27 protein-coding genes are annotated in these 24,267 nt (G+C 59.5%); 12 read left to right on the top strand and 15 right to left on the bottom strand.

Features of this window, described 5'->3' with window-relative positions:
• Nucleotides 1-38: 38 nt before the first annotated feature.
• From ACQZ40_RS18045 to ACQZ40_RS18035, 3 genes are all read right to left on the bottom strand, one after another.
• A complete protein-coding gene (locus tag ACQZ40_RS18045) occupies nt 39-959 on the bottom strand; it encodes a DMT family transporter (protein WP_448748393.1) in 921 nt (306 codons plus the stop codon).
• Between the two features lie 100 nt (nt 960-1,059).
• On the bottom strand, nt 1,060-2,469 hold the full coding sequence (gene glnA / locus ACQZ40_RS18040; RefSeq protein WP_003523416.1) for a type I glutamate--ammonia ligase: 1,410 nt from the start codon (nt 2,467-2,469) through the stop codon (nt 1,060-1,062).
• A gap of 71 nt (nt 2,470-2,540) precedes the next feature.
• Nucleotides 2,541-2,879 carry a P-II family nitrogen regulator gene (locus tag ACQZ40_RS18035; RefSeq protein WP_003515720.1) on the bottom strand — a complete coding sequence of 113 codons (339 nt, stop codon included), beginning with the start codon at nt 2,877-2,879 and terminating at the stop codon, nt 2,541-2,543.
• 358 nt (nt 2,880-3,237) lie between these two features.
• Between ACQZ40_RS18035 and ACQZ40_RS18030 the strand changes: the two genes are divergently transcribed.
• Entirely contained in the window at nt 3,238-4,713 is a 1,476-nt protein-coding gene (locus ACQZ40_RS18030; RefSeq protein ID WP_448748392.1) for an NAD(P)H-hydrate dehydratase, read from the top strand.
• 258 nt (nt 4,714-4,971) lie between these two features.
• Here the strand turns inward: ACQZ40_RS18030 and ACQZ40_RS18025 are convergent, their stop codons facing one another.
• Both ACQZ40_RS18025 and ACQZ40_RS18020 read right to left on the bottom strand, forming a co-directional pair.
• Nucleotides 4,972-6,012 (bottom strand): GlxA family transcriptional regulator, encoded by a 1,041-nt coding sequence (locus ACQZ40_RS18025; protein WP_065655157.1) that lies wholly within the window; start codon nt 6,010-6,012, stop codon nt 4,972-4,974.
• Nucleotides 6,013-6,283: 271 nt separating this feature from the next.
• Nucleotides 6,284-6,502 carry a hypothetical protein gene (locus ACQZ40_RS18020; protein WP_059760262.1) on the bottom strand — a complete coding sequence of 73 codons (219 nt, stop codon included), beginning with the start codon at nt 6,500-6,502 and terminating at the stop codon, nt 6,284-6,286.
• Between the two features lie 126 nt (nt 6,503-6,628).
• On the opposite strand from ACQZ40_RS18020, the gene ACQZ40_RS18015 reads away from it, so the two are divergent.
• Complete coding sequence (locus tag ACQZ40_RS18015) at nt 6,629-7,567, top strand: LysR family transcriptional regulator (RefSeq protein WP_020810641.1); 939 nt, start codon at nt 6,629-6,631, stop codon at nt 7,565-7,567.
• Between the two features lie 53 nt (nt 7,568-7,620).
• On the opposite strand, the gene ACQZ40_RS18010 is transcribed toward ACQZ40_RS18015, so the two are convergent.
• Together ACQZ40_RS18010 and ACQZ40_RS18005 are read right to left on the bottom strand one after the other, a co-directional pair.
• Nucleotides 7,621-8,541 (bottom strand): methylenetetrahydrofolate reductase, encoded by a 921-nt coding sequence (locus tag ACQZ40_RS18010; protein ID WP_448748391.1) that lies wholly within the window; start codon nt 8,539-8,541, stop codon nt 7,621-7,623.
• A 90-nt stretch (nt 8,542-8,631) separates the two neighbouring features.
• The gene (locus ACQZ40_RS18005; RefSeq protein WP_448748418.1) at nt 8,632-9,408 is read right to left on the bottom strand and encodes a formyl transferase; all 777 of its coding nucleotides are present in this window, start codon (nt 9,406-9,408) and stop codon (nt 8,632-8,634) included.
• Nucleotides 9,409-9,600: 192 nt separating this feature from the next.
• On the opposite strand from ACQZ40_RS18005, the gene ACQZ40_RS18000 reads away from it, so the two are divergent.
• Nucleotides 9,601-9,762 carry an entericidin domain-containing protein gene (locus ACQZ40_RS18000; protein WP_003495552.1) on the top strand — a complete coding sequence of 54 codons (162 nt, stop codon included), beginning with the start codon at nt 9,601-9,603 and terminating at the stop codon, nt 9,760-9,762.
• Nucleotides 9,763-9,880: 118 nt separating this feature from the next.
• Nucleotides 9,881-10,633, top strand: coding sequence for a phosphodiester glycosidase family protein (locus tag ACQZ40_RS17995; RefSeq protein ID WP_371259442.1), 753 nt, complete (start codon nt 9,881-9,883; stop codon nt 10,631-10,633).
• A gap of 9 nt (nt 10,634-10,642) precedes the next feature.
• On the opposite strand, the gene ACQZ40_RS17990 is transcribed toward ACQZ40_RS17995, so the two are convergent.
• Both ACQZ40_RS17990 and ACQZ40_RS17985 read right to left on the bottom strand, forming a co-directional pair.
• Entirely contained in the window at nt 10,643-10,993 is a 351-nt protein-coding gene (locus ACQZ40_RS17990) for a hypothetical protein (protein WP_065655212.1), read from the bottom strand.
• A 392-nt stretch (nt 10,994-11,385) separates the two neighbouring features.
• Entirely contained in the window at nt 11,386-11,652 is a 267-nt protein-coding gene (locus ACQZ40_RS17985; RefSeq protein WP_448748390.1) for a hypothetical protein, read from the bottom strand.
• Here ACQZ40_RS17985 and ACQZ40_RS17980 point away from each other — a divergent pair.
• Together ACQZ40_RS17980 and ACQZ40_RS17975 are read left to right on the top strand one after the other, a co-directional pair.
• The gene (locus ACQZ40_RS17980; RefSeq protein WP_078052692.1) at nt 11,651-13,054 is read left to right on the top strand and encodes an L-serine ammonia-lyase; all 1,404 of its coding nucleotides are present in this window, start codon (nt 11,651-11,653) and stop codon (nt 13,052-13,054) included. The two genes, ACQZ40_RS17985 and ACQZ40_RS17980, sit on opposite strands and share 2 nt — an antisense overlap.
• Before the next feature lie 65 nt (nt 13,055-13,119).
• A complete protein-coding gene (locus tag ACQZ40_RS17975) occupies nt 13,120-13,554 on the top strand; it encodes a DUF1489 family protein (protein WP_035260632.1) in 435 nt (144 codons plus the stop codon).
• A gap of 85 nt (nt 13,555-13,639) precedes the next feature.
• Here ACQZ40_RS17975 and ACQZ40_RS17970 read toward each other — a convergent pair whose 3' ends face one another.
• The 3 genes from ACQZ40_RS17970 to ACQZ40_RS17960 form a co-directional block, all read right to left on the bottom strand.
• Nucleotides 13,640-14,248 (bottom strand): transglutaminase-like cysteine peptidase, encoded by a 609-nt coding sequence (locus ACQZ40_RS17970; protein ID WP_003523403.1) that lies wholly within the window; start codon nt 14,246-14,248, stop codon nt 13,640-13,642.
• A 708-nt stretch (nt 14,249-14,956) separates the two neighbouring features.
• Nucleotides 14,957-15,574, bottom strand: coding sequence for a PilZ domain-containing protein (locus tag ACQZ40_RS17965; protein WP_080856456.1), 618 nt, complete (start codon nt 15,572-15,574; stop codon nt 14,957-14,959).
• 180 nt (nt 15,575-15,754) lie between these two features.
• Nucleotides 15,755-16,312, bottom strand: coding sequence for a PAS domain-containing protein (locus ACQZ40_RS17960; RefSeq protein ID WP_161987878.1), 558 nt, complete (start codon nt 16,310-16,312; stop codon nt 15,755-15,757).
• Nucleotides 16,313-16,666: 354 nt separating this feature from the next.
• Here ACQZ40_RS17960 and ACQZ40_RS17955 point away from each other — a divergent pair, with 354 nt between their 5' ends.
• Together ACQZ40_RS17955 and ACQZ40_RS17950 are read left to right on the top strand one after the other, a co-directional pair.
• A complete protein-coding gene (locus ACQZ40_RS17955; protein ID WP_448748389.1) occupies nt 16,667-17,404 on the top strand; it encodes a rhomboid family intramembrane serine protease in 738 nt (245 codons plus the stop codon).
• A gap of 154 nt (nt 17,405-17,558) precedes the next feature.
• A complete protein-coding gene (locus ACQZ40_RS17950) occupies nt 17,559-17,993 on the top strand; it encodes a CBS domain-containing protein (RefSeq protein WP_003523399.1) in 435 nt (144 codons plus the stop codon).
• A gap of 71 nt (nt 17,994-18,064) precedes the next feature.
• Here ACQZ40_RS17950 and ACQZ40_RS17945 read toward each other — a convergent pair whose 3' ends face one another.
• From ACQZ40_RS17945 to folE, 3 genes are all read right to left on the bottom strand, one after another.
• Nucleotides 18,065-19,006, bottom strand: coding sequence for a patatin-like phospholipase family protein (locus tag ACQZ40_RS17945; protein WP_448748388.1), 942 nt, complete (start codon nt 19,004-19,006; stop codon nt 18,065-18,067).
• Between the two features lie 94 nt (nt 19,007-19,100).
• Entirely contained in the window at nt 19,101-19,553 is a 453-nt protein-coding gene (gene hisI / locus ACQZ40_RS17940) for a phosphoribosyl-AMP cyclohydrolase (protein ID WP_065655146.1), read from the bottom strand.
• Nucleotides 19,554-19,678: 125 nt separating this feature from the next.
• Complete coding sequence (gene folE, locus ACQZ40_RS17935; protein WP_003495569.1) at nt 19,679-20,305, bottom strand: GTP cyclohydrolase I FolE; 627 nt, start codon at nt 20,303-20,305, stop codon at nt 19,679-19,681.
• 282 nt (nt 20,306-20,587) lie between these two features.
• On the opposite strand from folE, the gene ACQZ40_RS17930 reads away from it, so the two are divergent.
• The 4 genes from ACQZ40_RS17930 (at nt 20,588) to thrS (ending at nt 24,048) form a co-directional block, all read left to right on the top strand.
• Nucleotides 20,588-21,034 carry an iron-sulfur cluster assembly scaffold protein gene (locus ACQZ40_RS17930; protein ID WP_271045953.1) on the top strand — a complete coding sequence of 149 codons (447 nt, stop codon included), beginning with the start codon at nt 20,588-20,590 and terminating at the stop codon, nt 21,032-21,034.
• Between the two features lie 3 nt (nt 21,035-21,037).
• Nucleotides 21,038-21,397 carry a membrane protein insertion efficiency factor YidD gene (yidD, locus tag ACQZ40_RS17925; RefSeq protein ID WP_448748387.1) on the top strand — a complete coding sequence of 120 codons (360 nt, stop codon included), beginning with the start codon at nt 21,038-21,040 and terminating at the stop codon, nt 21,395-21,397.
• A complete protein-coding gene (locus ACQZ40_RS17920; protein WP_448748386.1) occupies nt 21,394-21,918 on the top strand; it encodes a DUF1697 domain-containing protein in 525 nt (174 codons plus the stop codon). The genes yidD and ACQZ40_RS17920 overlap by 4 nt, the downstream gene beginning before the upstream one ends.
• Nucleotides 21,919-22,044: 126 nt before the next feature.
• Nucleotides 22,045-24,048 carry a threonine--tRNA ligase gene (thrS, locus tag ACQZ40_RS17915; RefSeq protein WP_065655142.1) on the top strand — a complete coding sequence of 668 codons (2,004 nt, stop codon included), beginning with the start codon at nt 22,045-22,047 and terminating at the stop codon, nt 24,046-24,048.
• The last annotated feature ends 219 nt before the right edge of the window (nt 24,049-24,267 follow it).

Genomic DNA, 24,267 nt, shown 5'->3' with positions numbered 1-24,267 from the left:
AAGACCTAGCGGTTTTGGCGCCGGTCTGCCTTCCGCGTTCAGCGCCTTCCGCCGATGGGCGCGGTGGCGATGATGACGCCGCCGGTGACGAGCACGATGCCGACGGCGTGATAGGTCTCGAAAGTCTCCCCCAGAAACAGCGTGGCCATGAGGATCGAGACCGGCGGCATCATGTAAAGCGTGACGCCAGCAGTGGCGGGACCGAAGACGCGCACCGTATGAGTGAAGCAATAAAAGGCCAATAGTGAGGCAAACAGGATGATGCCGCCGATCTTGGCCCAGGCCATTGGCGTTGCGGGCAACATGCCGCCCTGCGCCAGTTCCAGAGCCGCCGGCGGCAGAAGCACGAGCGCGCCGGAAAAGGCGATCAGGCCGAAAAGGCTGAAGGAGGCCATCTGCCGTGCGGCAGGATCGCGCAGCAGCAGCGAATAGACCGCAAAGGCGATGGCCGCCGTCAGGATCGCGAAATCGCCAATGTTGAAATTCAGCTGCCAGAGAGCGGACATATCGCCCTTGAGCACGATGGCCGCCACGCCGGCAAAGGCGATGACCATGCCCGCCACTTCCAGCTTCCGGATCGGGCGGCCCTGAAAGACGCGCTGGAACAGGATGATGAACAGCGAGGACGTGGTGTAGATCAGCGTGCCGTTGGCGGCCGTCGTCATGGTTAGCCCCCAATAGACCACGCCGCCGCAGATGCCCATGCCGAGAATGCCGAGGACGAGCCAGAGCAGCGTTTTTCGCCGCACGAAGGCAAGGCAGTTGCGCCAGTCGGCGATCATGAAAGGGGCGATGATGAGGGTCGAGCCGATCCAGCGGATGAAGGCGGCGATGAAAGGCGAGACTTCGCCGACGACGCCACGGCCGAAAATGACATTGCTGGAGAAAAAGAACGGCACCGCCAGAAAGATGAGCCAGTCCGTGAGGCGCGTTTGCTGAGAGGCTGGCTTGTTCGACATTCTTCGCAATGATGGCTGGGCTTCAAAAGAAAACGGCGGCTTTCCAGGGAAAACCGCCGGAATGGATGGAGCGCCCCGATGGGAGCGCTCCAAAGGCCGATCAGGCCGAGTAGTACATGTCGAATTCGACCGGATGCGGGGTCATTTCGAAACGCATGACTTCCTGCATCTTCAGCTCGATGAACGAGTCGATCTGGTCGTCGTCGAACACGCCGCCGGCGGTCAGGAACTTGCGGTCCTTGTCGAGGCTTTCCAGCGCTTCGCGCAGCGAACCGCAGACGGTCGGAATCTTCTTCAGTTCCTTGGCAGGAAGATCGTAAAGGTCCTTGTCCATCGGCTTGCCGGGGTGGATCTTGTTCTTGATGCCGTCGAGGCCGGCCATCAGCATGGCCGCAAAACCGAGGTACGGGTTCTGGGTCGGGTCCGGGAAGCGGACTTCGACGCGCTTTGCCTTCGGGTTGGAGCCGAAGGGGATACGGCAGGAGGCGGAACGGTTGCGCGCGGAGTAGGCGAGCAGAACCGGCGCTTCATAACCCGGCACCAGACGCTTGTAGGAGTTGGTGGTGGGGTTGGTGAAGGCGTTGATGGCCTTGGCGTGCTTGATGATGCCGCCGATGTAATAGAGGCAGGTCTCGGAAAGACCGGCATATTCGTCACCCGCGAAGGTCGGCTTGCCGCCCTTCCAGATCGACTGGTGAACGTGCATGCCCGAGCCGTTGTCGCCGAAGATCGGCTTCGGCATGAAGGTTGCCGTCTTGCCATAGGCATTGGCGACCTGGTGCACGACGTACTTGTAGATCTGCATCTTGTCGGCGCTGGAGACGAGCGTGTCGAATTTCACGCCCAGCTCGTGCTGTGCGGCAGCCACTTCGTGGTGGTGCTTTTCGACGACCACGCCCATTTCGGCCAGAACCGTCAGCATTTCAGAGCGCATGTCCTGCAGGCTGTCGATCGGCGGAACCGGGAAGTAGCCGCCCTTGACGCGCGGACGGTGGCCGAGGTTGCCGGTCTCGTAATCCGTGTCGTCGTTGGACGGCAGTTCGGACGAATCCAGCTTGAAGCCGGTGTTGTAGGGATCAGCCTTGTACTTCACGTCGTCGAAGACGAAGAATTCCGGCTCCGGGCCAACGAAAACGGTGTCGCCGATGCCGGATGCCTTGAGGTAGGCTTCGGCCTTCTTGGCGGTGCCGCGCGGGTCGCGGTTATAGGCTTCGCCCGAGACCGGGTCGAGGATGTCGCAAAGGACGACCAGGGTGGACTGGGCGAAGAACGGGTCGATATGGGCGGTGGCCGGATCGGGCATCAGCACCATGTCGGACTCGTTGATGGCCTTCCAGCCGGCGATCGAGGAGCCGTCGAACATGACGCCATCGGCGAACATGTCTTCGTCCACACAGACAACATCCATGGTGACGTGCTGCAGCTTGCCCTTGGGGTCGGTAAAGCGCAGGTCCACGAACTTGATGTCGTTATCCTTGATCTGCTTCAAGATATCGTTTGCGGTCGTCATTTAAACGTTTTCCTTGAGTGTGATGATGACGAGGTGAAAACCCAAGCCTCCCCGGCTCGGGACGTTCTTGATTATATGGCGTCCACGCCTGTTTCACCGGTACGGATGCGGATGACTTCCTCGACATTGGAAACGAAAATCTTTCCGTCGCCGATACGTCCTGTCTGCGCCGCATTGCGGATCGCCTCGATGACGGCTTCCGCATTCTCATCCGCCAATACGACTTCGACTTTCACTTTCGGCAAAAAGTCCACGACGTACTCTGCTCCGCGGTAGAGTTCCGTGTGGCCCTTCTGACGACCAAAGCCTTTTGCTTCCGTGACCGTGATTCCCTGAAGTCCGACTTCCTGAAGGGCTTCCTTCACTTCATCGAGCTTGAAAGGCTTAATGATCGCTTCGATCTTTTTCATGAGAAAATATCTCTCCGCTTCTCCCGTTAAAGCAGGTAACTCCCGCTCTGCCACAAGAATGCACGTATTGTGCCAGATCGGAAGCGGGCTTGAAGAAAAAACTTCGATCCCCCGGCTTTCCGACACAAAATGCATTCGCTTTTTGCGCTTTTCCAGCCAATTTCTCGCGGAAACCCGAAAAATCCATCAGCATTTCTGTGAATTTGTATTATTTTAGTTGATTTGAATATTTGGAAAGGTGCGAACAGGGGAATGGTCGTTTGTTTATATTTTATGCATTTGTCTATTATTTAGACATGGCAATTTGCTTATTTTTGTATCGATTGCCTTTCCGGCGTTTTGAAGGGATGATCGGGACATGAAATCCCTTCCGCGCCTCTTCCTTATCGACCCTGTTGCCATGGCCCGCATCGATGCGGCGGCCGGGCAATCCGGCATTCCTCTTTATGACCTGATGGAGCGGGCGGGGCAGGCCGTTGTGGCCTCGGTGCTGCGTTACTATCCGCAGGCGCAGCGTTTCGTCGTGCTCTGCGGGGGTGGCAACAATGGCGGCGATGGTTATGTGGCGGCGCGGGCGCTTTTGCAGAGCGGGGCAGTCGTCGCGGTTTATCATCTCGGTGATGTCGGTGCGCTCAGCGGCGATGCGCGGACGGCATTCGAGCGGAGCGGCGTGACGCCGCTGCCGTTTGACGGGTATTCCCCAGTTGCCGGTGACGTGGTGATCGATGCGGTGTTCGGGGCCGGATTGTCCCGCGATGTTCCGCAGGAGCTTATTCGAGTGATTGAGGCGGTCACGCGGGCGAAGGTGCCGGTTCTCGCCGTCGACCTGCCCTCGGGCCTCTGCGGCAGGCGGGGCGTGCCTCTCGGCGCATCGTTCAGGGCGGAGCGGACGGTGACCTTCATGGCGCGCAAGCCGGGTCATCTGCTGATGCCAGGGCGGGAGCTTTGTGGAACGCTCGAGGTGTTCGATATCGGCATCCCGTCCCGCATCCTTGATGCCCATGCGGGATCGGTGGCGGAAAATGATCCGCTGATCTGGCGGGATGCCTTGCCTCATGCCGATATGGAAACCCATAAATTCCGTCGCGGGCATCTGACCGTCTTTTCCGGCCCGGCCCATGCGACGGGTGCAAGCCGCATGACCGCGCTTTCGGCACTGAAGGCGGGAGCGGGGATCGTCACCGTCGCTGCGCCTAGGCAAGCGCTCGATGTGCTGTCCGTCACGCTGACGGCGGTGATGAACGCACCGGTGGACGATGCCGACGATCTGCGGTCGTGGCTGGACGATGGGCGTCATGGCACTTTCGTTCTCGGCCCGGGTTTCGGCGACCTCGAAAAGGCGCGCCACTTCGTGTCTCTGCTTGGAGATAAGGCGGTCGTGCTGGATGCCGATGCGATCACGGCTTTCAGGGATCACAGGGATGCCCTGTTTGCGCGTGTCACGTCGGGCACAGGCAAATTCGTGCTGACGCCGCATGAGGGCGAATTTGCGCGACTGTTTCCCGATCTTGCCGCCGACAAGATGCTGAGCAAGATCGAGAAGGCGCAGGTCGCCTCGGCCCGCAGCGGCGCCGCGCTGGTCTATAAGGGCGCGGATACGGTGATTGCAGCGCCGGATGGCCGGGCGCTGGTCAACACCAACGCTCCCGCAAGCCTTGCGACAGCTGGATCAGGCGATGTGCTGGCCGGTATCATCGGCGCGCTGCTGGCACAGGGCGCGCCTGCCTTCGAAGCGGCCGCGGCCGGGGTCTGGCTGCATGGCGAGGCAGGCCATAGGGCAGGCGACGGCTTGACGGCGGAAGACCTTGCCCATGCGGTTCGGCCGTTTGGGTGAAGTGGTCTGATTGTGTTTGGTAGCCGCTGACAGGTTCGGTGGTTTAGCAAAGTTCCATCATCCCCACTCCGTCACCCCGCACTCGATCCGGGGTCCAGCGCGATCAAGTCCTTGATCGCGAAAGACCCTTCTCACGGCGCAGACGCGCCGTGACTGGATGCCGGATCATCCTCGGGCTTGTTCCGGGGACCGGCATGAGGGAGGAGCGGTTTTTTATCCTGAAACAAGCTCCGTCGCGTTTGCGGCATTAGCCCGCATTCAATGCGCAGCCTTGCCTGCCTGGCTCGCCATCGCCATTCGCGAGGCGCTGATCAGGAGCTTGCGCTCGGCGCGTTCCTGCTGCGGCGTGCGATTGTAGATTTCGCGATAACACTTTGAAAAATGCGAGGCGGAGACGAAACCGCAGGCGACGGCGACTTCGACCACCGGCATGGCCGATTGCACCAGCAGGTGGCGGGCGCGGTCGAGGCGGATTTCGAGATAATAGCGGGCGGGCGAACGGCCCATTTCCTGGCGGAAGAGGCGCTCCACCTGCCGGCGCGACAGATCGGCGGCATCGGCGATATCGAGCAACGACAGCGGTTCGGCAAGATTGCCTTCCATCAATTCGATGATCGACAGGACCTTGCTGTTCTGCACGCCGAGGCGGGCGCGTAGCGGCAGGCGCTGGCGGTCATTGGGGCTACGCACCCGGTCGGTCAATTGCTGTTCGCAGACGCGGTTGACGAGGTTTTCGCCGAAATCCTGGCCGATAAGGCTCAGCATCATGTCGAGCGAGGCCGTGCCGCCGGCGCAGGTATAGATGTTGCTGTCGACTTCGAAAAGATCTGCGTAGACTTCCACCTGCGGGAAGGCTTCGGAAAAGCCGGGCAGGTTTTCCCAGTGGATCGCGCAGCGCTTGCCGTTCAAAAGGCCCGCCTGTGCGAGAATATGGGCGGCGGTACAGAGGCTGCCAATGGCGATGCCGCGATTATAGGCTTCGCGCAGCCAGGCATTGACGGATTTGTTGATGTGTTGATCCACATCGATGCCCGAACAGATGATCGCCATTTCCGGGCGGTTTTCGCCGTTGACGTAGCGCCGCTCATCGGCAAGACAGGTGTCGGGCTCAAGACAGATGCCGCTTGACGACATGACCTTCTGGCCATCGAGCGAGGAGAGCCGCCACTCATAGGCCTGATAGCCCAACATTCGGTTGGCGATGCGAAGCGTTTCAACCGCTGCGGCGAATGGCAGCATGGTAAATTGCGGAATGAGAAAAAAGACGATTGAGCGCTTCTTCTGGGAGTTTCTGCTCATTTGCCCGTGCTCCGTTGCGAATACGCAATTCCTCCCTTGGAATTGGTCTTCTGGATGTCCTGTCTACGACATCTTTAACGAAAAATACGCCGTGGAATCGGGGCTGTCAAAAAATCGCTTTTGAAATATGCAAATTTTGCGACAAGCCTTTAAAAAAGGCGGCGTGTCGCATGTAAAACAGGCACGCTATTTTGCGCCCTTGTTCCTCCATCCGAAGGGCGGGCAGGGATGGCTCGCACGTCTGGAAACGTTGCGGGCCACCGGTTGAATGTCATCTGCGGATGACGTTTATGCGGCTGTTGTCCGTCGTCGGCCATCCGATATCCTTCAATGTTTCAGGTGGCAATGCTTCCAGTGCGCGAAGCATTTTTTCGCGACGCCATGCGGCGTAACGGGCGGCAACATGGTCGGACAGGCGATGAAGCCAGCCGCTGGATGACGGACGGTGCGAGGAACGGTTCGCCACGGGGAGATAATGTATCATGGTCATGTCTTGATCCTTTCCTGAACCACGATCCTGTTTGCGACTTCGGTATGCGCTTGCCGACGAGGCTAAATCCGCCCCGTCAATCGATGTCCCGGATGGTGCGCGCTTGTTGACATTCAATCAAACGAAATGATATCCATCTATAAATCAAAATATTTGAAGGTGCGTGCCATGACCGTGACTTTCCGCCAACCGCTGCCGTTGCTGGATAACGACATATTGAGAACCTTCGTCGCCATCGCGGAAACGGGAAATTTCTCCACCGCCGCAGAAGTGGTGTTCAGAACGCCGTCTGCCGTTTCCATGCAGATCAAGAAGCTTGAAGAGCAGTTGAAAACGACGCTTTTCCTGCGCGATGCCCGTTCGGTGACATTGACGGCGCATGGGGAGACGCTTTTGACCTATGCGCGGCGCATGATTGCGCTGTCCAACGAGGCTGTGTCACGTTTCGTCATGCCGGAGCTTTCCGGCGTCGTCCGTCTCGGTGCGCCGGAGGATATTGGCGAGCGTGGCCTGCTGCCGGGCATTCTCAAGCGTTTTGCCGAGGCTTTCCCCGGCATCATGATCGACGTCACCATCGATTCCAGCTCCAATCTCTATAAGCGCATGGATGAGCAGAGGCTCGATCTTGCCCTCGTCAACTGTGCCTCTCATCCCCTTCGGGATACGGGCGAGGTGCTGATGCGCGAGCGTCTGGTCTGGGCGGGTGCAAAGTGTGGCACGGCCTATCTGCGCGATCCGCTGCCAATCTCCATCTGGGAAGAGGGTTGCATCTGGCGCTCGGAAGCGATCCATTCGCTGGAAAAGCGCGGCCGTAATTTCCGCGTGGCCTATCTCAGCGGCCATACCATGGCGCAGCGCGCGGCGATTGCCGCCGATCTCGCCATCGCGCCGCTGCCGCGATCCTATGTGCAGAACGACATGGTCATTCTGGGCGACAAGGAAGGCCTGCCGGAACTCGGCTGTTTCGATATCCGCCTGATCATGGGTGACAAGGCGTCCCGCCCTGTTCTTGCCGTGGCTGAAAGCATTCGAAACGCTTTTGTCGAAGTCGCCAAGGCGGCCTGAGATATTCGAGGTGCGCGGCGGCCGTGGCCCGTCGCGCCGTTAGAATCGCGGTTTTAGCCGGTCATCGAATCCGGCGATGCCGAACGGTCCACCGCGCCGGTTTGCCAGCTTCCACGCTTGACCAGCCAGTCGGCCGAATTCTGCAATCCGCCGAAGGGGAAGACGTGAATTTGCCGGATCGGCCCCAGCGGATTGGCCTGCCAGTGCCGCTCGATCGGCCCGACGATGCTTTCCGGTGAATGGCCTTTGGCAAGCGTCGTCAGCGAAAGCGCATTTTTCTTGAGATAGGCGATGGAATTGCCGACGCCGCAAAGCGCTGCATATTTCAGAAGCGTCGTGATCTTGGCCGGGCCGGAAACGCCGATATGCACCGGAAGCTCGATGCCTGACGCCGCTAACCCTTCCGCCCAGGCGATGAAACGCGCGGGATCGAAACCGAACTGGGTGACGATGCGCATAACGGCATCGCTTCTTTCGGCAAAATCGCGTTTCAGCCTGAGTGCGGCCATCGCCGTTTCGTCGTTGAAATCCGGGCTGCCTTCCGGGTGGCCGGCGATGGCGATCTGCCTTATGCCGCAACGGTCGAAAATACCGGTGGACAGCATGTCCATGCTGGATGCGAAGGGACCGGCCGGCCGGTCGACGCCGCCGCCGACAACCAGAACATCGGTTACGCCCGCTTCTCCGGCAAGCCGTTTTACCTGTTCCTCAAACGCTGTGCCGGAGGGCATGCGCCGCGCTGCAAGATGCGGCACCGGCTCATAACCGAGATCGCGCAAATGTCCTGCGGCTTCGACGAGCCTTTCCTGCGAGGCGGCGCCAGTGTCAGTGAGATAGACGCGCACACCCTGCGGAAAGAGCCCGGCAAGGTCCGTCGAGCCAAGCACCTGCGCGGGCGAGGCTTCGATGGAGGCGGGAATGATGGAAGCGGTGGAGATATCGGGCAATTTGTGCGTGATCCTTTTTATTATCATGCACCTATTTTGCGGCGAAGTCTGTGCCTGTTGCGGCAAGACAGGCTTGCATCTGCGACGAAGCTCGGCCCCAATCAATGACGCGCGGTTTCACCAGATCCGTTTCGTCAGGCCGTTCCAAAGCCATGTCCAGATGGTCGGCGGGAAGCGCAGTACCGATTTGCCGGGTGAGGGCGGCTGCGGCGCAAGGCTGCCGGAAAGGGCGTCCTCGATGGCGCTGATGGCGATATCCACCGAAGCGGCGGTCAAAAGCAGGGGATAGGTGGCAATCGTGTCGGAAGGGGATGGTTTCAGCCGCTTCTCGTAGAGCGTGGCGCCGGTATCCACGCCCTTGTCGACCAGATGCACGGTTGCGCCGAAATTGCCGCGGTCTTTTTCCACCAGCGCCCAGTATCCGCCCATCTGCCCGCGATAGGCAGGATTGATGCCGGCATGGAAATTGATGACCGGGCATTGCAGGGCCTGAAGCGTGGTCGGCGTCAGCAGGCGGCAGGAAATGGTGAAGATCGCCGCCGGTTTCAGCAGATTGGCGGCCTTGCGGCATTCCTCATCGTTGAGCGAGGCGAATTGGGTGACGGGGAGGCTGTGATGGAGATCGGGAGAAAGGCCGTATTCGGCGATGATCGCATCGCTTCTGCTAACAGTGAAGCGTTTGCCGAGCCGCGAGGCGATCATCGTCGCCATCTGGCCCGCAGCGACAATCCAGCCGAGCCGTCGCGCGCGCCGCCTGAGAATGACCGACTTGCTTTCCGGCTGCTCCATGAAAACATGGATGTCGGGAAATCGGGCCGCCAGCGCATTGATCATGACATTGGGGTTCACCCCGCCCGCCGTCATCACCAGAAGCCGATTGTTGATGTCAGTCATATCACCCACGGGATTTTCCTAAGCCATGATCCAGACGCCGAGTTTCACGCGTGAACTTCAAAACCATGTTAATTTTCATCGACAGGATTTTTTGAAATGTCGCTGGAACGGATTTTTGGGACTCACGTTATTGTGACGCATATCACATCGGTACTTGCCTTTGGACGGCAAGTCATAGGGGAGTAGTTTCACATGATCACACGCATTCTTTCGACCGTTTTCGTGGCTTTGTTGACCGTTGTCACCCTGAGCTCCTGTGGTAACACCATTCGCGGCATGGGTCGTGACACGGCGAACGCCGTCGACGCGACGCAGGATGCCGGCCGCAATGTGGACCGCGCCGCCCGTCGCTGACGACATCTCCCCTTAAAGGTCCGGCGTCATCCTGAAACACGGGTGACGCCTTTTCTTTGACCGAATTTTTCTGCGAATGTGCCCCGACAAGAATCACGGGGCGGGCATGAACGGATTGATGAAAAGACTGGCCAAGCTGCTGTTGCCATTGCTGTTGCCATTTTCGGCTCAGGCCGGCGGGCAGGCGGATTTCTGCAGGATCATGGACCATGCGGGCGGTCGTTATACCGTCTGCAGTTTCGACCCGGCAAAAAGCACCATCCGGATATACGACCGCGATCATGTCTCCGGCCAGGGATATGGCTCGTTCGCCGCTCTCTCGTCGGCGCTGTGGCGGCAGCACATGTTCAGCGTCTTCGCCATGAATGGCGGCATGTACCATTCGGACTATTCCCCCGTCGGGCTCTTTATCGAAAATGGCATCGAACGCTCGCCGATCAGCACCGGCGGCGGCTGGGGCAATTTTCATCTTCTGCCCAATGGCGTGTTTTATCTGAAGGGGGCGGCGGCCGGCGTGCTGGAAACGCAGGCCTATCTGGCAGCGGATCCCAAGCCGGACTTCGCCACGCAATCCGGGCCGATGCTCGTCATCGATGGCAAGCTGCATCCGCGCTTTCTGCCCGATAGCGACAGCCTGAAGCGGCGCAACGGCGTTGGCGTTTCCCGCGATGGCATGGTGCATTTCGCCATATCGGAAAATACCGTGCGCTTTTACGATTTCGCCACGCTGTTCAGGGATGTGCTGGACGCGCCGAATGCGCTCTATCTCGACGGCACCATATCCAGCGTCGATATTCCCGCAATGAAAAGGCGGGACTCGCTGTTCCTGATGGGGCCGATCATCGCTGTTGTCGACAGGGTGCCGGATTAGCCTGAACGATCAGATCGGCGCCTTGGGATAGGCTTTTTCGAGACCGGCCGATGCCGTCAGTCCCTTGCGGAAGGCGAGAAAAGCGGGATGCTGGCTCGCCCTTGCGGTTTCCATGATGCGGATCTGCAGGCGGGCAGGGGCGTTGCCGCCAAGCCATTCGCCGGTCGTTTCCAGCTTCAGGCTGTTGAGGAAGCGGGCATTGGTCTGCTGGTCGAGATAAAGATTGAGGCCAGCCAGCAGGTTCTCGTCCTGCAGGGCATTTTCCATCAACAGCAGCACCCAGGCTTTATCCTCGCTTGCAAGCGAAGTGAGTTTCGATGCGACCGTTTCGCGATCGGGGAAGGAGGATGCCTGCTGCATGGGGTGACTCGCATCGTTGCCGTTGCCATCGTCGATAAAGCACAGGTCATGCCCTTTCAAGGCGCGACGCTTCAGCGCAAGAAATTCGACCGTAAGGTGTTCGGCCGGCGTGGTTTTCAACAGGTGTTTGTAGGAAAGCTTTAAATAACGGTTACACTTTAGCCTAAATTGCGGCGAAGCCCCAAATGGCGCTTATACGGGCCTCACGCTAACACCTTGTTTTTTCACATACCTATGCGCGGGGCGAATGGCAGCCTGTCGAAAACGCCTTCATTTAGCCGCTTTTTGCATTTGCCTTCGCCGCCAGATTTTAATAAATGCTTGCCTCAACGGGCCGGGTCTTGAAGACCGCCCGGAGAGTGAATAGCTGGAGTAATCATGGAAGAAACCGCTCAGAAATCCTGCTGGGGCGTCACATTGCGCGCACTTGCAGGCTTTGCCGCTTTTCTCGCATTGACGTACATTTTTGGCAGCCCATAAGCATCTCTCCTGAATGACGGGTTTTGAAACGGCGCGGTTTTCCTTTGGAAACCGTGCTGTTTTCGTTTGAGGGCAATTATGTCGCAGCTGCGCAAACCGCTGACGCTCTTTTGTGGCGATCCGTTTCGGCTTTGGATATGATGGAGGTGGAATCCATTCTCATTCAAGGCGAACTTCATGTTTCTTTCGGTCTTTGACGTCTTCAAGATCGGTATCGGTCCTTCGAGCTCCCATACGATGGGGCCGATGACGGCAGCCAACCGCTTTCTGGCGCTGATCCTTAGCGATGAGTGGCCGCGGCCGGCAGGCGCGGCCGTTGCGCAGCTGAAGGTCAGCCTGCATGGCTCGCTCGCCTTTACCGGCATCGGCCACGGTACCGGGCGTGCCGTCATTCTCGGCCTCACCGGCGAACGGCCGGATATTGTCGACCCCGATGCGATGGACGCCATTATCGAGACGGTGGAAAAGGCCGGCACCGTGACGCCGCCCGGCCATCCGTCCTATGTGTTCCGCCCGGCCGAAGATCTGGTCTTCGACAAGAAGAACCCGCTGCCCGGCCATGCCAACGGCATGATCTTTTCCGCCTTCGACAATCAGGGCAGGCTGCTCGTCAAGCGCATCTATTATTCCGTCGGCGGCGGTTTCGTCGTGACCGATACGGAGCTGGAGGCGATCAAGCAGCGCGGCAAGACAATCGATAACGGTCCGCGCGTGCCTTATCCCTTCGCCACCGCGCGGGAAATGCTGGATATGGCGGCCCGTTCCGGCCGCACCATCGCCCAGATGAAGCGGGCCAACGAGGAGACGGTGGTTTCCCGCGAGGAGCTGAACGAGCGTCTCGACCAGATCTGGGAAGCGATGAACGGCTGCATCGAGCGCGGCCTGAAAGTGGACGGCATCATGCCTGGCGGTCTGAAGGTGCGCCGCCGCGCCCGCTCCATTTACGAGAAGCTGAATGCGGAATGGCGCAGCAACCGGCTGAACCCGGTCATGGCCAATGACTGGCTGAGCGTCTACGCCATGGCGGTGAACGAGGAGAACGCCGCCGGTGGCCGCGTGGTGACTGCGCCGACCAACGGTGCGGCAGGCGTCGTTCCGGCGACCGTCAGATATTTCCGGCATTTCCATGAGGATGCGAGCGTCGATGACGTGCGCGACTTTTTGCTGACGGCGGCCGCCATCGGCGGCATCATCAAGCACAATGCCTCGATTTCAGGCGCGGAAGTGGGCTGTCAGGGCGAGGTGGGCTCGGCTTCCGCCATGGCGGCGGCAGGCCTTGCCGCGGTCATGGGCGGATCCCCGGAACAGGTGGAAAATGCCGCCGAGATCGCGCTCGAGCATCATCTCGGCATGACCTGCGATCCGATTGCCGGGCTTGTACAGGTGCCGTGCATCGAACGTAATGCCATGGGCGCGGTGAAAGCGGTGACGGCGGCCTCGCTGGCGCTGAAGGGCGACGGCCAGCATTTCGTGCCGCTCGATGCCTGTATCGAGACCATGCGCCAGACCGGCAACGACATGAGCGAGAAATACAAGGAAACCTCCACCGGCGGCCTTGCCGTGAACGTTGTGGAGTGCTGAACGGGCAGGGCGTCAGGCATGGTTGCCATGCTTGACGCCCGCCGCAAAAAGGCATTGATAGAACCATGCCTTTACATCTCATCAAACTTTGCGTCGGTGCGGATTCAATCCAGGACTTGAGAGACTGGGTCGCGCATCGTGCGCTGACCGCAATTGCCGCAGGCCTCGAGCCGCACAGCGTCCACACAACCCGGATGATCCCGAAACGTGTCGAGGAATTGCTCGAGGGCGGTTCGCTCTACTGGGTCATCAAGGGGCAGGTGCAGGCGCGGCAGAAACTTCTCGATATCCGCTCCTTCAAGGGCGAAGACGGTATTTCCCGCTGCGATCTCATTCTCGGCCCGGAGGTCATCGAAACCTCACCTGCGCCGAAGCGCCCGTTTCAGGGCTGGCGTTACCTGAAGGACGACGAGGCGCCCCGCGATCTCGGCGGCGGCACGGGCGGCGAGGACATGCCTTCCGATCTCAGGCGGGAACTGGCGGAGCTTGGGCTGCTCTGACGCTTAACGGATTTGACAATGAAAAAGCCGGCATCCTTGCGGAGCCGGCTTTTTCTTTTTGGGGGGAGACGGGTCGGTCGTGCGGTCAGTTGATGCCGCCAACCGCAGTGGTGGCGCGGCCATCCTGAATTTTGACCCAGCGGCCGGGATTGGCGGTGTCCTGGCGCTTCAGGTAGGTATATTCGGTTTCAGACCAGTTCATGACCTTGTTGCGCATGTTGTCGAGAACGAAATCGCCACGATCGGTGCGGACGGTCAGAACGGCGTGGCCTTCGCCATTCGGCTGCAGAACCACGGTGATCAACAGGTTGGAGGCGGAGAAGCCCTTGTTCATCAGCATCTTGCGCTTCAGGAGCACGAAGTCTTCGCAATCGCCGACCGTGGTGGGATAGGCCCAGCGTTCTTCGACGCCATAGATTTCCATGTCGGTCATCGGCGTGATGGTGGTGTTGACGGTGTAGTTGACGTCGAGCATCGTCTTCCAGCGCTCTTCGGTCAGCTTCATCGGGCCGTTGTCCAGCGAGGTCGGCTGACATTCGCTCTGATAGGTCTGGCAGAATTCATAGTGGCCGATCGGCGGGTTGGCCTTGCCGATGACGCGCATGACGGCGGCCGGCGAGGCGCTTGCCTGATGCGCGAAGGCGCTGACGATGAATGCGATCAGAGTGAAAACGAAACGGTTGTTCTTGTTCATTGCTTGTCTCCCCGTGGTGAGGAGACATTCGCAGGTATATTTTGACCCGGCGGAAATTTGCGAAGCGCAATTTGAGCTTAAATTTCAGCAAATTAGCCGTTGTTTTGAACTGTATTCGAACTAGTTTTTATGCGTCTTTGAAGCAAATTTTATTACAATTTTACGCATCGTGGCTTTAGGTTTTTGGTAGCCATCTAGACCGCTGTATTGACAGCCATTTTCCGCGTGCTGCGGTTTCCGTTTTCGCGTGCGGCCGGCTGGCGACACTTGGCGAAGAGGTGGATTTCCCGTTTTGGGATGGCTGTTTCAGGCTGATACAGGCCGGAAAAAGCGACAAAAAAACTTCAAAAAAACTGCATTTTTTCTGGAAAAAAGTTTTGCGGAGCGGTTTTCGCGCCGTGGATGAACTGGCCAAGGGCGCAACATGATCCGCCGCGCTCATCCCTTTTACCGACTGTGATGGGTCCAGGCCGGTCTGCCGTAGGCGTCAGGGCGTGAAAATGGACGTTCGGTAGGCGAGAAGTGAGAATAAAGCACCTGACGCCAGGAGCGGCTGATGAGCCCGATAGGGCCGAAGACAGCGCATAGCCCGCCAAGGCGCCGTCCGGGAATCTTCGCAATTATGCGATTGGGGCGAGCGCAAAACGCGCCAAAAATGCTGCACGCATTCTTACCGGCGCAAAACCTGCCGTGTCCGGGTGGAATGAGTTAGAGAAATTCGATCAGTGCGTCGGGTGACTGGACGCGGTCGAATTCCACGGCGACGCCTTCCATGAAGTGGCGCACGATCTTGCCGCTCATGTTCTTGCCGAGCTGGACCCGGCTTCCGAGCGGCGGCCGGTTTTCGATCTCGATTGCCGCACCCGACAGGGAAAGGTCGATCAGCCGGCAGGCGACGAGCACGCCATCTTCCAGAACGAGCTGGGCTCTCGCATTGCGAGGTGTCAGGCGGTCGTGGCGGCGGTCTTCCGGCAGGCCGAGCAATTGACGCTTGGCGATCCAGGCGAGCTGCGCTGTGAGTTTTTCCCGCTTGCGCTCCGGCGCGTTGATGGCGATGAGGAAGCCCGATGCGGTGAGCGATGTCACCGTGCCTTCGATCCGGCCGATATGCTGGAGATAGGCGATGACGCGGTCACCGCGGCGGGCAATGCCCGAGCAGGTGAACTGCGCCCTTTCGGCGGTCATCTCGGTCGCGGTGCAATCATATTCTTCATGGTCGGGCAACATCAGGCGGCCGGTGAAGGACACACGGACGGCGTCATCGAGATGAGCTTCCTCAACCGGACGCAGGATTTGGGCGGTGTTGACCGAGCGGGACGAAAACATGGGCAGCGCAATTGTAATGAATGATGACGGTAAATTTCTACCTTGCGCGAGTTAACAGACTGTATTGTTTAACCTCTACAATTTTTCTGATCGGCAATATTGTTGCAGTTCTGACGTATTTTTTTGAGATTCCGGCGCTGTCGGACCTCTCCCGGAGGGGGGAGCGTTGGAACAGGTCCGTTAGCAGCTTTCGGCGCGCAGTGTATCCTCGGCCCCCTTGTTCACCGGAAACCCCGCCGGCGCGATGTCCAGGCGCAGCAGGCGGCTGCTTTTCATGGACAGGCACTGGATGGGCGCGGCGAATTCGTGTCTTGGCCGCTCTGCAACCAGCGCCCCGAGCAACCTTGGGGCGGCGTCGGGATCGGTGCGAAGCGGCAGGAGCAGCATTTCGAATGCCAGCGGTGCGGCGCCATGGCCGTCCTCCGCCTCGACATCGAACACCACGGGCAACTGGTGGTGCAGGATGCCGCGCGCGACGCGGCAGGGGAAGACGGCATTTGCCGGCTGCCACAATTCCGAAAACGGGCGATCCCGCAATTCCCGCCCGAACAGATCGCAAAGACGAGTACCGGCAAGGCGGAAGAACGGCGTGTTCTCTCCCTTGTCCGTGAGGATAAAAAGATCGCCAAGGTGATGTTTCAGTTTTGCTGGATCGAGGTCCTCGCGTCGCGGGGCCGATCGCTTGCCGCGCAGTTCATCCCAATAGGCATATATGTCCAGTCCGGCCATGCTCTTCATAGCATCTCTCCATGTTCGTTTTTGGGACATCATGTCCATCCGAACGTCTGTATCTGGAGGTGTAGCGATTTTCGTGCCAAGTGGATTTATTAAGGTTAACAAAGGGTTGATATTGCCCGATGGCGATAGTCGTGGCATCGGAGCGGCCATGTCGGGGAAAGTTCCGTCAGCACAATTCGATGGCGTCGCCTGTTATTTTAAGGCGGGCCCGCAAGCCGGACCGCCCGCGGCCCGGCGTCCTTGCCGATTGCGGTTTGGGCGTCGAGCGCTTCAAGGGCGGGACGGCTTTTTTTTCGTTCGGGCTTCCTATATTGCTCGGGGAACGCAAAATTCGACCAAGACAGGGATGGGATCATGTCCTATGGGGACGGCGAACAGCCGCCGGTTTCGAAAACGCCGGAGCCGAAAGACGACACGAACAATCCCGTCTTCAACCTGCCATCGCTGCTGGTCGGCATTCTGGCCGCGCTGATCGTCGCTTATGTCGTTCCCGCCTATCTTTTGTCAGAGGAAGGCAATGGCTGGTTCATCTTCACCTTCGGCTTCATTCCGCTGCGTTATGCGGTGCCGTTTTCCCAGCAGGGGCTGGAATGGCTCTGGACGCCGGTGACCTATTCTTTCCTGCATGGCGGCATCGAGCACATTCTCTTTAACGGATTGTGGCTGATGGCCTTCGGCGCGCCGGTTCTGCGCCGGATCGGAACAGTGCGCTTCGTGCTGTTATGGTGCATTTCCGCCGCCGTTTCCGCCTTCGGCCATGCGGCGCTGAACTGGGGCGATGTGACCGTGCTGATCGGGGCGTCGGGTGTCGTTTCGGCGCTGATGGGAGCAGCCTGCCGCTTCGCTTTCCCTGCGCGCGGTGGATATAGCGCCTCCTTCGGGCATCTGATGCCGCGGCAGAGCATTCTTGGGGCGCTTTCCAACCGCACCGTGCTGATCTTCACGCTGATGTGGCTGTTCGGCAATGTGCTGATTGCGGTCGGCGTGCCGCTGTTCGGCGATGTCGGCGGTGAAATCGCCTGGGATGCGCACGTCTTCGGCTTTCTGCTCGGCTTCCTGTTCTTCGGGCTTTTCGATCGACGACTGGCCTGAGCCGATCACGCTCCTTGTCGGCCGTGGCGCAAATTTGCTTTCGCGCGTCCCATCCGGGATTGCATTCATGCGGACCTCAGCGCACGATATCCCATGATTTGCAACCGCCGGGGGAGACTGCGGCGCTGCGTATCGCTGAAAAGAGGAGGAAGGCATGCCAACATTCGTAAAGGATCTTCTCGACCGCAAGGGCCGGGACGTCGTGACTGTCGGTCCGGAGGTCAGCATCGGTGAGGCGGCGGGAACGCTGCACGCGCATAAGATCGGTTCCGTCGTCGTGACCGACGCCGATGGCGTCGTTCTCGGCATCTTCACGGAGCGTGATCTCGTAAAGGCCGTGGCGGGCCAAGGTGCCGCTTCCCTCCAGCAATCCGTGTCGGTGGCCATGACCAAGAATGTCATACGCTGTCATCACAATTCCACCACCGATGAACTGATGGAAATCATGACGGGCGGACGCTTCAGGCATGTGCCGGTTGAAGAGAATGGCCGCCTTGCCGGCATCATTTCCATCGGTGACGTGGTGAAGGCGCGGATCGGCGAGATCGAAGCCGAAGCGGAGCACATCAAGGCCTATATTGCCGGGTGAGTTAGTTCGCGAAGCGTATTACTTCCCTCATTCCTGTTACAAGCACAGGAATGAGGCGAGGGTCTCGCGCATCAGCGGCGGAATGCCTGCTGCATGCGTTCAAGCTCCGGAATGCGGGAGCGCGTTTCCTCATATCCCCGGTTGATCGCTTCGCTGGCGCGATGGAATTCCGAGAGGCCGATATCGTTGATGCGGGGATGCATCATCAGGTCGGGAGGATCGCCCGCCAGGCGCGAGCGCGAAATCCGGTCCTGAATAATGTTAAACGCCTGCACCATGACGCCCGGCAGGCCGGGACGCGGCGGGCTTTCCACCGCCGGTGCTGCGCCGCCATGCGACGGTGAGGCGGCGTGCTTGACCACGGCGGAACGGCCGAAAAGGTCGTAATTCAGATTGACGGCGACGACCAGCGCTTGCTCATAGGCCCGGCAGACCGAAACCGGCACGGGGTTGACGAGCGCGCCGTCTATCAGCGTGCGGCCGTTGCACTGCACGGGTTCGAAGATGCCGGGCAGGGCATAGGAAGAGCGCAGCGCGGTGACGAGATCGCCCTGGTGAATCCAGACCTCGTGGCCGGTGCGCAGTTCCGTCGCGACGGCGATGAAGGGATGGTCGAGGTTTTCGACGCGCAGGCCTTCCAGATGTTCCTGCATGCGTTTGGTCAGCCGCATGCCGCCGAAGAGCCCGCCGCCGCCGATGGTGAGATCGAGCAGGCCGGCAATGCGGCGCATCGTCAGCGAACGGGCGAACTCCTCCAGCTCATCGAGCTTGCCGGCGAGATAACAACCGCCCACCAGCGCGCCGATCGACGTGCCTGCGATCATGCCGATCTTCACACCAGCCTCGTCCAGTGCCCGCAGGACGCCTATATGGGCCCAGCCGCGAGCTGCGCCGCCGCCAAGCGCCAGCGCTATCCGGTGTTTGTCGACGATCTGGGTGACGGGCGGCTCATTGCCGGTGGCTTCGGGATTTCCAGCCGCAAGTTGATTGTGACGATTTCCCCATCCCAACATGACCGCACTCCCTGCCAGTTCCTCAGGCTCCCCTCAAATCCCCGGAGCCCGCTATATTGGTAGCAAATTGGTGCGGCCGATGGAAGGTGGCCGTTTATGTGTCCGAATAGGTTGTGGCCGGATCGAAATGGCGGGTGTCGTCGGTGATCTTCGTGACCGCATCGCCGTTGGAGAGCTCGACGGTACGATAAAAACAGGAGCGGCGGCCGGTATGGCAGGTCGCGTCATGGCCGGCGACGGAGACCTTCAGCCACACGGCGTCCTGATCGCAATCGGTGCGGAATTCCTTCACCGTCTGCAGATTGCCTGACGTTTCGCCCTTCTTCCAGATTTTGTCGCGCGAACGGCTGTAATAGTGGGCGATGCCGGTCTCCAGCGTCAGCGACAGAGCTTCCGCATTCATATGGGCGACCATCAGCAACTCGCCGTCACGGGCATCGGTGACCACGGCGGTGACGAGGCCGTGGGCATCGAATTTCGGCGAAAAAAGACCTGCGTTTTCGAGCACTTCCTTGTCCGCAGGTGCGGACGGAAACGAAATGGACATGGCTACCCCGGGAGAAAAGCGGAAGGTTTCAGAGCGGCGGAGGCAATGGAATCAGTCCGCCACTCCAAAATTTGTCTGGGCATCGGGCTTCTCGGAAACCCGCGCTACACTTTTCGGTCCAGCGCTTAGCGGTTCCGCACCATGGTCATGAAGCGCACCTGTTCGGCCGGATCGTTCTTGAACGTGCCGGTGAAGCTGGTGGTGAGCGTCGTGGAGCCCTGCTTGTTTACGCCGCGCATGGACATGCACATATGTTCGGCGTCGATCATGACGGCCACGCCGCGCGGTTTCAGGGTTTCCTCGATCGATCTGGCGATCTGCGCGGTCATGTTTTCCTGCGTCTGCAGGCGGCGGCCGAAGATTTCGACGACGCGGGCGATCTTCGACAGGCCGAGCACGCGGCCGGCCGGAAGATAGGCGACATGGGCCTTGCCGACGATCGGCACCATATGGTGTTCGCAATGGGAGAAGAAGGGGATGTCGCGCACCAGCACAACATCGTCATAACCGCCGACTTCCTCGAAGGTCGTGCCGAGCACGTCCTGAACGTTCAGCTCATAACCGGCAAAAAGCTCGCGATAGGCCTTGGCGACGCGCTTCGGCGTATCCAGAAGTCCTTCGCGGGCGGGATTTTCTCCTGCCCAGCGCAGAAGAACGCGCACTGCTTCTTCCGCTTCGGCCTGGCTTGGGCGAGCTTCTGCCACGTCGGGTTTTGCGCCAGCGCCGGGGAAATTCTTCACGATCGCATCCATTCCGTCTCTCCCGATGCGGGTAAAGGCCGCACCTGAATTCGTTTTTCATCGCGAACTCATGTTCGCAGTTGCTGCTATCTGGTTGTTTTACAGCATTTTGGCAAGACCGATGCTGTTATTTCGGTATCGGAGCCGTTAATTTCATCACGGCTTGATGTCCAGAAAGCTCGTTAGCATATAATGAGAATGGAGGGCAGGAAAGCTTCACTGCGACAAACGCTGTGTTTGAAAAATTTGACCTGTCCTATTTTTGGGCAATCTCGAGCGCGCCGGGCACCGACGATGGACGACATCTACAATAATCGCATTCTGGACTTTGCCGGGAATATTCCTCTCATCGGCGTTCTTGAGGATGCCGACGCCAGCGCCGAGAAACACTCCCGGCTGTGCGGCTCTAAGCTCAAGGTCTATCTGAAGGTCGAAGGCGGCATCGTGACGGAGTTTTCGCATGAGGTTCGCGCCTGCGCGCTCGGCCAGGCCTCTGCCTCCATCATGGCGCACCACATCATAGGGGCTTCCAGCGGCGAAATCCGGCAGGCGCGGGAAGACATGCTCGCCATGCTGAAACAGGACGGTGAGGGGCCGGCGGGCCGTTTCGAAGACATGCGGGTGCTTCAGCCCGTCCGCGATTTCAAGGCGCGCCACGCCTCTACCATGCTGACCTTCGAAGCGGTGGTCGATGCGCTCGACCAGATCGAGGGGCGGCCGGCTCTCAACGCCGCGGGTTAGGCGATGTGCGGCGAACCGGGCTGCCGGCACCAGCAGACGACGAAAAAAGCGGGCCGATCCCGCAACTGGACAGGCAGCTTTGCCAAAACGCCGGGGCGGCTTCTGGGCGTCGGTTTCATCCGGTTTTATCAGCTCACGCTATCCGGCTTCATCGGGAATTCCTGCCGCCATATCCCCACCTGTTCCGAATATGGCTATGAAGCCATTGCCCGACACGGGCTCTGGGCCGGCGGATGGATGACCCTATTTCGCGTCGCGCGCTGCGGACCGGGAGGCACCAGCGGGCTGGACCCGGTGCCGGAAGCGCTCGGTGGCGGCAGGCGCTGGTGGATGCCCTGTCGTTACTGGAGCCTGCATCGATGAATGACTATGTGGCCCTGCTGCACAGCATCGTGCTAGGCGCGGGCAGGCGGCTCGTCATGGCTGATCTCAGGGCCTTGGCGGAGGAGTTGGGACTTGCCGAATGCAGAACGCTGGTCGCGACTGGAAATCTGGTTTTTCGCGCCGGGGCGGCACCTGTTCGTGAGTTTGAGGACAGGCTGGAGCGCGCCTTCGAAGACCGCTTCGGCAAACATGTCGATATTCTCGTTCGTTCGGGCGGCGACTGGCTGAAACTGGCCGCGGATAATCCTTTCGTCCAGGGCAATCCGCCGGATGTCTGCGTTCGGGTGATGCGGGCGCCGCTGGACAACGGCGTCCTTGAATTGCTGGAGAAATACCGCGGGAGGGAAAAGATCGCTCTTGCCGGCGGCGATCTATGGATCGATTTTTGCGGCAAGCCGAGCGAGAGCAGGCTGCTGTCCGTGCTGACCACCAAAAGGCTCGGTATCGGCACGACCCGCAACGCCAATACGGTCAATGGTCTCGCGCAAATGCTTCGCTGACCTATCCTTCGCCTTTGACTGCAATGGCAAAAGCCTTTATCAGCCTGCCTGTCCGCTTGTCGCGGGCAAATCATTATTCCAACACCACCCGCATTCGTTGGCGGGACTGGATAGGAGAACTATACAATGTCTGAAGCTGTTTCCCTTACATTTCCCGATGGATCCGTGCGCAGCTACCCCGCCGGTACGACCGGCCGCGAGGTCGCCGAATCCATTTCCAAATCGCTTGCCAAGAAGGCTGTCGCCATTGCGCTTGACGGTACCGTGCGCGATTTGTCCGAGACCATCACCGATGGGAAAATCGAGATCGTCACGCGTGAAGACGGCCGTGCGCTGGAACTCATCCGCCACGATGCCGCCCACGTCATGGCCGAAGCCGTGCAGGAGCTCTGGCCCGGTACGCAGGTGACGATCGGCCCTGTCATCGAGAACGGCTTCTATTACGACTTCGCCAAGAACGAACCCTTCACGCCGGAAGATCTGCCGAAGATCGAAAAGCGCATGAAGGAAATCATTCTGCGCAACAAGCCGTTTACACGGGAGGTCTGGTCGCGCGAGAAGGCCAAGGAAGTGTTCGCCGCCAAGGGCGAGAACTACAAGGTCGAGCTGGTCGACGCCATTCCGGAAGGTCAGGACCTGAAGATCTATTATCAGGGTGACTGGTTCGATCTCTGCCGTGGTCCGCATATGGCGTCCACGGGGCAGATCGGCACGGCCTTCAAGCTGATGAAGGTGGCCGGGGCCTATTGGCGCGGTGACAGCAACAATGCGATGCTGTCGCGCATCTACGGCACCGCCTGGGCGACGCAGGAAGAGCTGGACAATTATCTCCACGTGCTGGCCGAAGCCGAAAAGCGCGACCACCGCCGCCTCGGCCGCGAAATGGACCTGTTCCATTTCCAGGAAGAAGGCCCGGGCGTCGTCTTCTGGCACGGGAAGGGCTGGCGGATGTTCCAGACGCTGACGGCCTATATGCGCCGCCGGCTCGCCAATACCTATCAGGAAGTCAATGCACCACAGGTGCTGGACAAGTCGCTGTGGGAAACCTCCGGTCACTGGGGCTGGTATCAGGAAAACATGTTCGCGGTGAAATCCGCCCATGCCTTCACCCATCCCGATGACGAGGAAGCCGATCAGCGCGTGTTTGCCCTGAAGCCGATGAACTGCCCGGGTCACGTTCAAATCTTCAAGCATGGCTTGAAGTCTTACCGCGAAATGCCCGTCCGTCTTGCGGAATTCGGCACCGTGCATCGTTATGAAGCTTCCGGTGCTCTGCACGGCCTGATGCGCGTTCGCGGCTTCACGCAGGACGATGCGCATGTCTTCTGCACGGAAGAGCAGATGGCGGCGGAATGCCTGCGCATCAACGACCTCATCCTGTCCGTCTACGAGGATTTCGGTTTCAGCGAAGTCGTCGTCAAGCTCTCCACGCGTCCGGAGAAGCGCGTCGGTTCCGACGATCTGTGGGATCGCGCCGAAAGCGTGATGATGGATGTTCTGAAGACCATCGAGGAACAGTCCGAAGGCCGCATCAAGACCGGCATCCTGCCGGGCGAGGGCGCGTTCTACGGGCCGAAGTTCGAATATACGCTGAAGGACGCCATCGGCCGTGAATGGCAGTGCGGCACGACGCAGGTGGACTTCAACCTGCCGGAACGTTTTGGTGCCTTCTATATCGACCAGAACTCGGAGAAGACCCAGCCTGTCATGATCCACCGCGCTATCTGCGGCTCGATGGAGCGTTTCCTCGGCATTCTCATCGAGAACTTCGCCGGCCATATGCCGCTGTGGTTTGCGCCGCTTCAGGTCGTGGTTGCGACGATTACCTCGGATGCAGATGATTACGGCCGCGAAGTCGCCGAAGCGCTGCGCGAAGCGGGCATGGCGGTCGAGACCGACTTCCGCAACGAGAAGATCAACTACAAGATCCGCGAGCATTCGGTGACCAAGGTTCCGGTCATCATCGTCTGCGGACGGAAAGAGGCGGAAGAGCGCACCGTCAACATCCGCCGTCTCGGTTCGCAGAACCAGACGCCGATGTCGCTGGAAGATGCGATTACGAGCCTTGTGGACGAAGCGACGCCGCCGGATGTGAAGCGCAAGCTTGCGGCGAAGAAGCAGGTTGCGTGAGAAATGATAACGGCCCCTTCGGGGGCCGTTTTTGTTTTTGGGCGAAGTCCCGAAAGCTCTCTTCCGTCATGCTCGGGCCTGTCCCGAGCATCTGCAACGTCTCGATTGAATTGGACGTGCTTAGATCCTTGGGACAAGCCCACTGCTGTCCGGTTTAAATTTGGTGGACATGGCGCACGGTGTTGATTCTACTCGTATTCGAGCGTTTGGCGACGATCT

Source organism: Agrobacterium sp. 16-172Ci, assembly GCF_053522725.1.
This window is presented reverse-complemented; position numbering and strand designations above follow the sequence as displayed.

Coding starts and splice junctions, on each gene's coding strand:
- ACQZ40_RS18045 (WP_448748393.1), bottom strand. CDS start 959: ATGTCGAACAAGCCAGCCTCTCAGCAAACGCGCCTCACGGACTGGCTC.
- glnA (WP_003523416.1), bottom strand. CDS start 2,469: ATGACGACCGCAAACGATATCTTGAAGCAGATCAAGGATAACGACATC.
- ACQZ40_RS18035 (WP_003515720.1), bottom strand. CDS start 2,879: ATGAAAAAGATCGAAGCGATCATTAAGCCTTTCAAGCTCGATGAAGTG.
- ACQZ40_RS18030 (WP_448748392.1), top strand. CDS start 3,238: ATGAAATCCCTTCCGCGCCTCTTCCTTATCGACCCTGTTGCCATGGCC.
- ACQZ40_RS18025 (WP_065655157.1), bottom strand. CDS start 6,012: ATGAGCAGAAACTCCCAGAAGAAGCGCTCAATCGTCTTTTTTCTCATT.
- ACQZ40_RS18020 (WP_059760262.1), bottom strand. CDS start 6,502: ATGACCATGATACATTATCTCCCCGTGGCGAACCGTTCCTCGCACCGT.
- ACQZ40_RS18015 (WP_020810641.1), top strand. CDS start 6,629: ATGATATCCATCTATAAATCAAAATATTTGAAGGTGCGTGCCATGACC.
- ACQZ40_RS18010 (WP_448748391.1), bottom strand. CDS start 8,541: ATGATAATAAAAAGGATCACGCACAAATTGCCCGATATCTCCACCGCT.
- ACQZ40_RS18005 (WP_448748418.1), bottom strand. CDS start 9,408: ATGACTGACATCAACAATCGGCTTCTGGTGATGACGGCGGGCGGGGTG.
- ACQZ40_RS18000 (WP_003495552.1), top strand. CDS start 9,601: ATGATCACACGCATTCTTTCGACCGTTTTCGTGGCTTTGTTGACCGTT.
- ACQZ40_RS17995 (WP_371259442.1), top strand. CDS start 9,881: ATGAAAAGACTGGCCAAGCTGCTGTTGCCATTGCTGTTGCCATTTTCG.
- ACQZ40_RS17990 (WP_065655212.1), bottom strand. CDS start 10,993: ATGCAGCAGGCATCCTCCTTCCCCGATCGCGAAACGGTCGCATCGAAA.
- ACQZ40_RS17980 (WP_078052692.1), top strand. CDS start 11,651: ATGTTTCTTTCGGTCTTTGACGTCTTCAAGATCGGTATCGGTCCTTCG.
- ACQZ40_RS17985 (WP_448748390.1), bottom strand. CDS start 11,652: ATGAAGTTCGCCTTGAATGAGAATGGATTCCACCTCCATCATATCCAA.
- ACQZ40_RS17975 (WP_035260632.1), top strand. CDS start 13,120: ATGCCTTTACATCTCATCAAACTTTGCGTCGGTGCGGATTCAATCCAG.
- ACQZ40_RS17970 (WP_003523403.1), bottom strand. CDS start 14,248: ATGAACAAGAACAACCGTTTCGTTTTCACTCTGATCGCATTCATCGTC.
- ACQZ40_RS17965 (WP_080856456.1), bottom strand. CDS start 15,574: ATGTTTTCGTCCCGCTCGGTCAACACCGCCCAAATCCTGCGTCCGGTT.
- ACQZ40_RS17960 (WP_161987878.1), bottom strand. CDS start 16,312: ATGAAGAGCATGGCCGGACTGGACATATATGCCTATTGGGATGAACTG.
- ACQZ40_RS17955 (WP_448748389.1), top strand. CDS start 16,667: ATGTCCTATGGGGACGGCGAACAGCCGCCGGTTTCGAAAACGCCGGAG.
- ACQZ40_RS17950 (WP_003523399.1), top strand. CDS start 17,559: ATGCCAACATTCGTAAAGGATCTTCTCGACCGCAAGGGCCGGGACGTC.
- ACQZ40_RS17945 (WP_448748388.1), bottom strand. CDS start 19,006: ATGTTGGGATGGGGAAATCGTCACAATCAACTTGCGGCTGGAAATCCC.
- hisI (WP_065655146.1), bottom strand. CDS start 19,553: ATGTCCATTTCGTTTCCGTCCGCACCTGCGGACAAGGAAGTGCTCGAA.
- folE (WP_003495569.1), bottom strand. CDS start 20,305: ATGGATGCGATCGTGAAGAATTTCCCCGGCGCTGGCGCAAAACCCGAC.
- ACQZ40_RS17930 (WP_271045953.1), top strand. CDS start 20,588: ATGGACGACATCTACAATAATCGCATTCTGGACTTTGCCGGGAATATT.
- yidD (WP_448748387.1), top strand. CDS start 21,038: ATGTGCGGCGAACCGGGCTGCCGGCACCAGCAGACGACGAAAAAAGCG.
- ACQZ40_RS17920 (WP_448748386.1), top strand. CDS start 21,394: ATGAATGACTATGTGGCCCTGCTGCACAGCATCGTGCTAGGCGCGGGC.
- thrS (WP_065655142.1), top strand. CDS start 22,045: ATGTCTGAAGCTGTTTCCCTTACATTTCCCGATGGATCCGTGCGCAGC.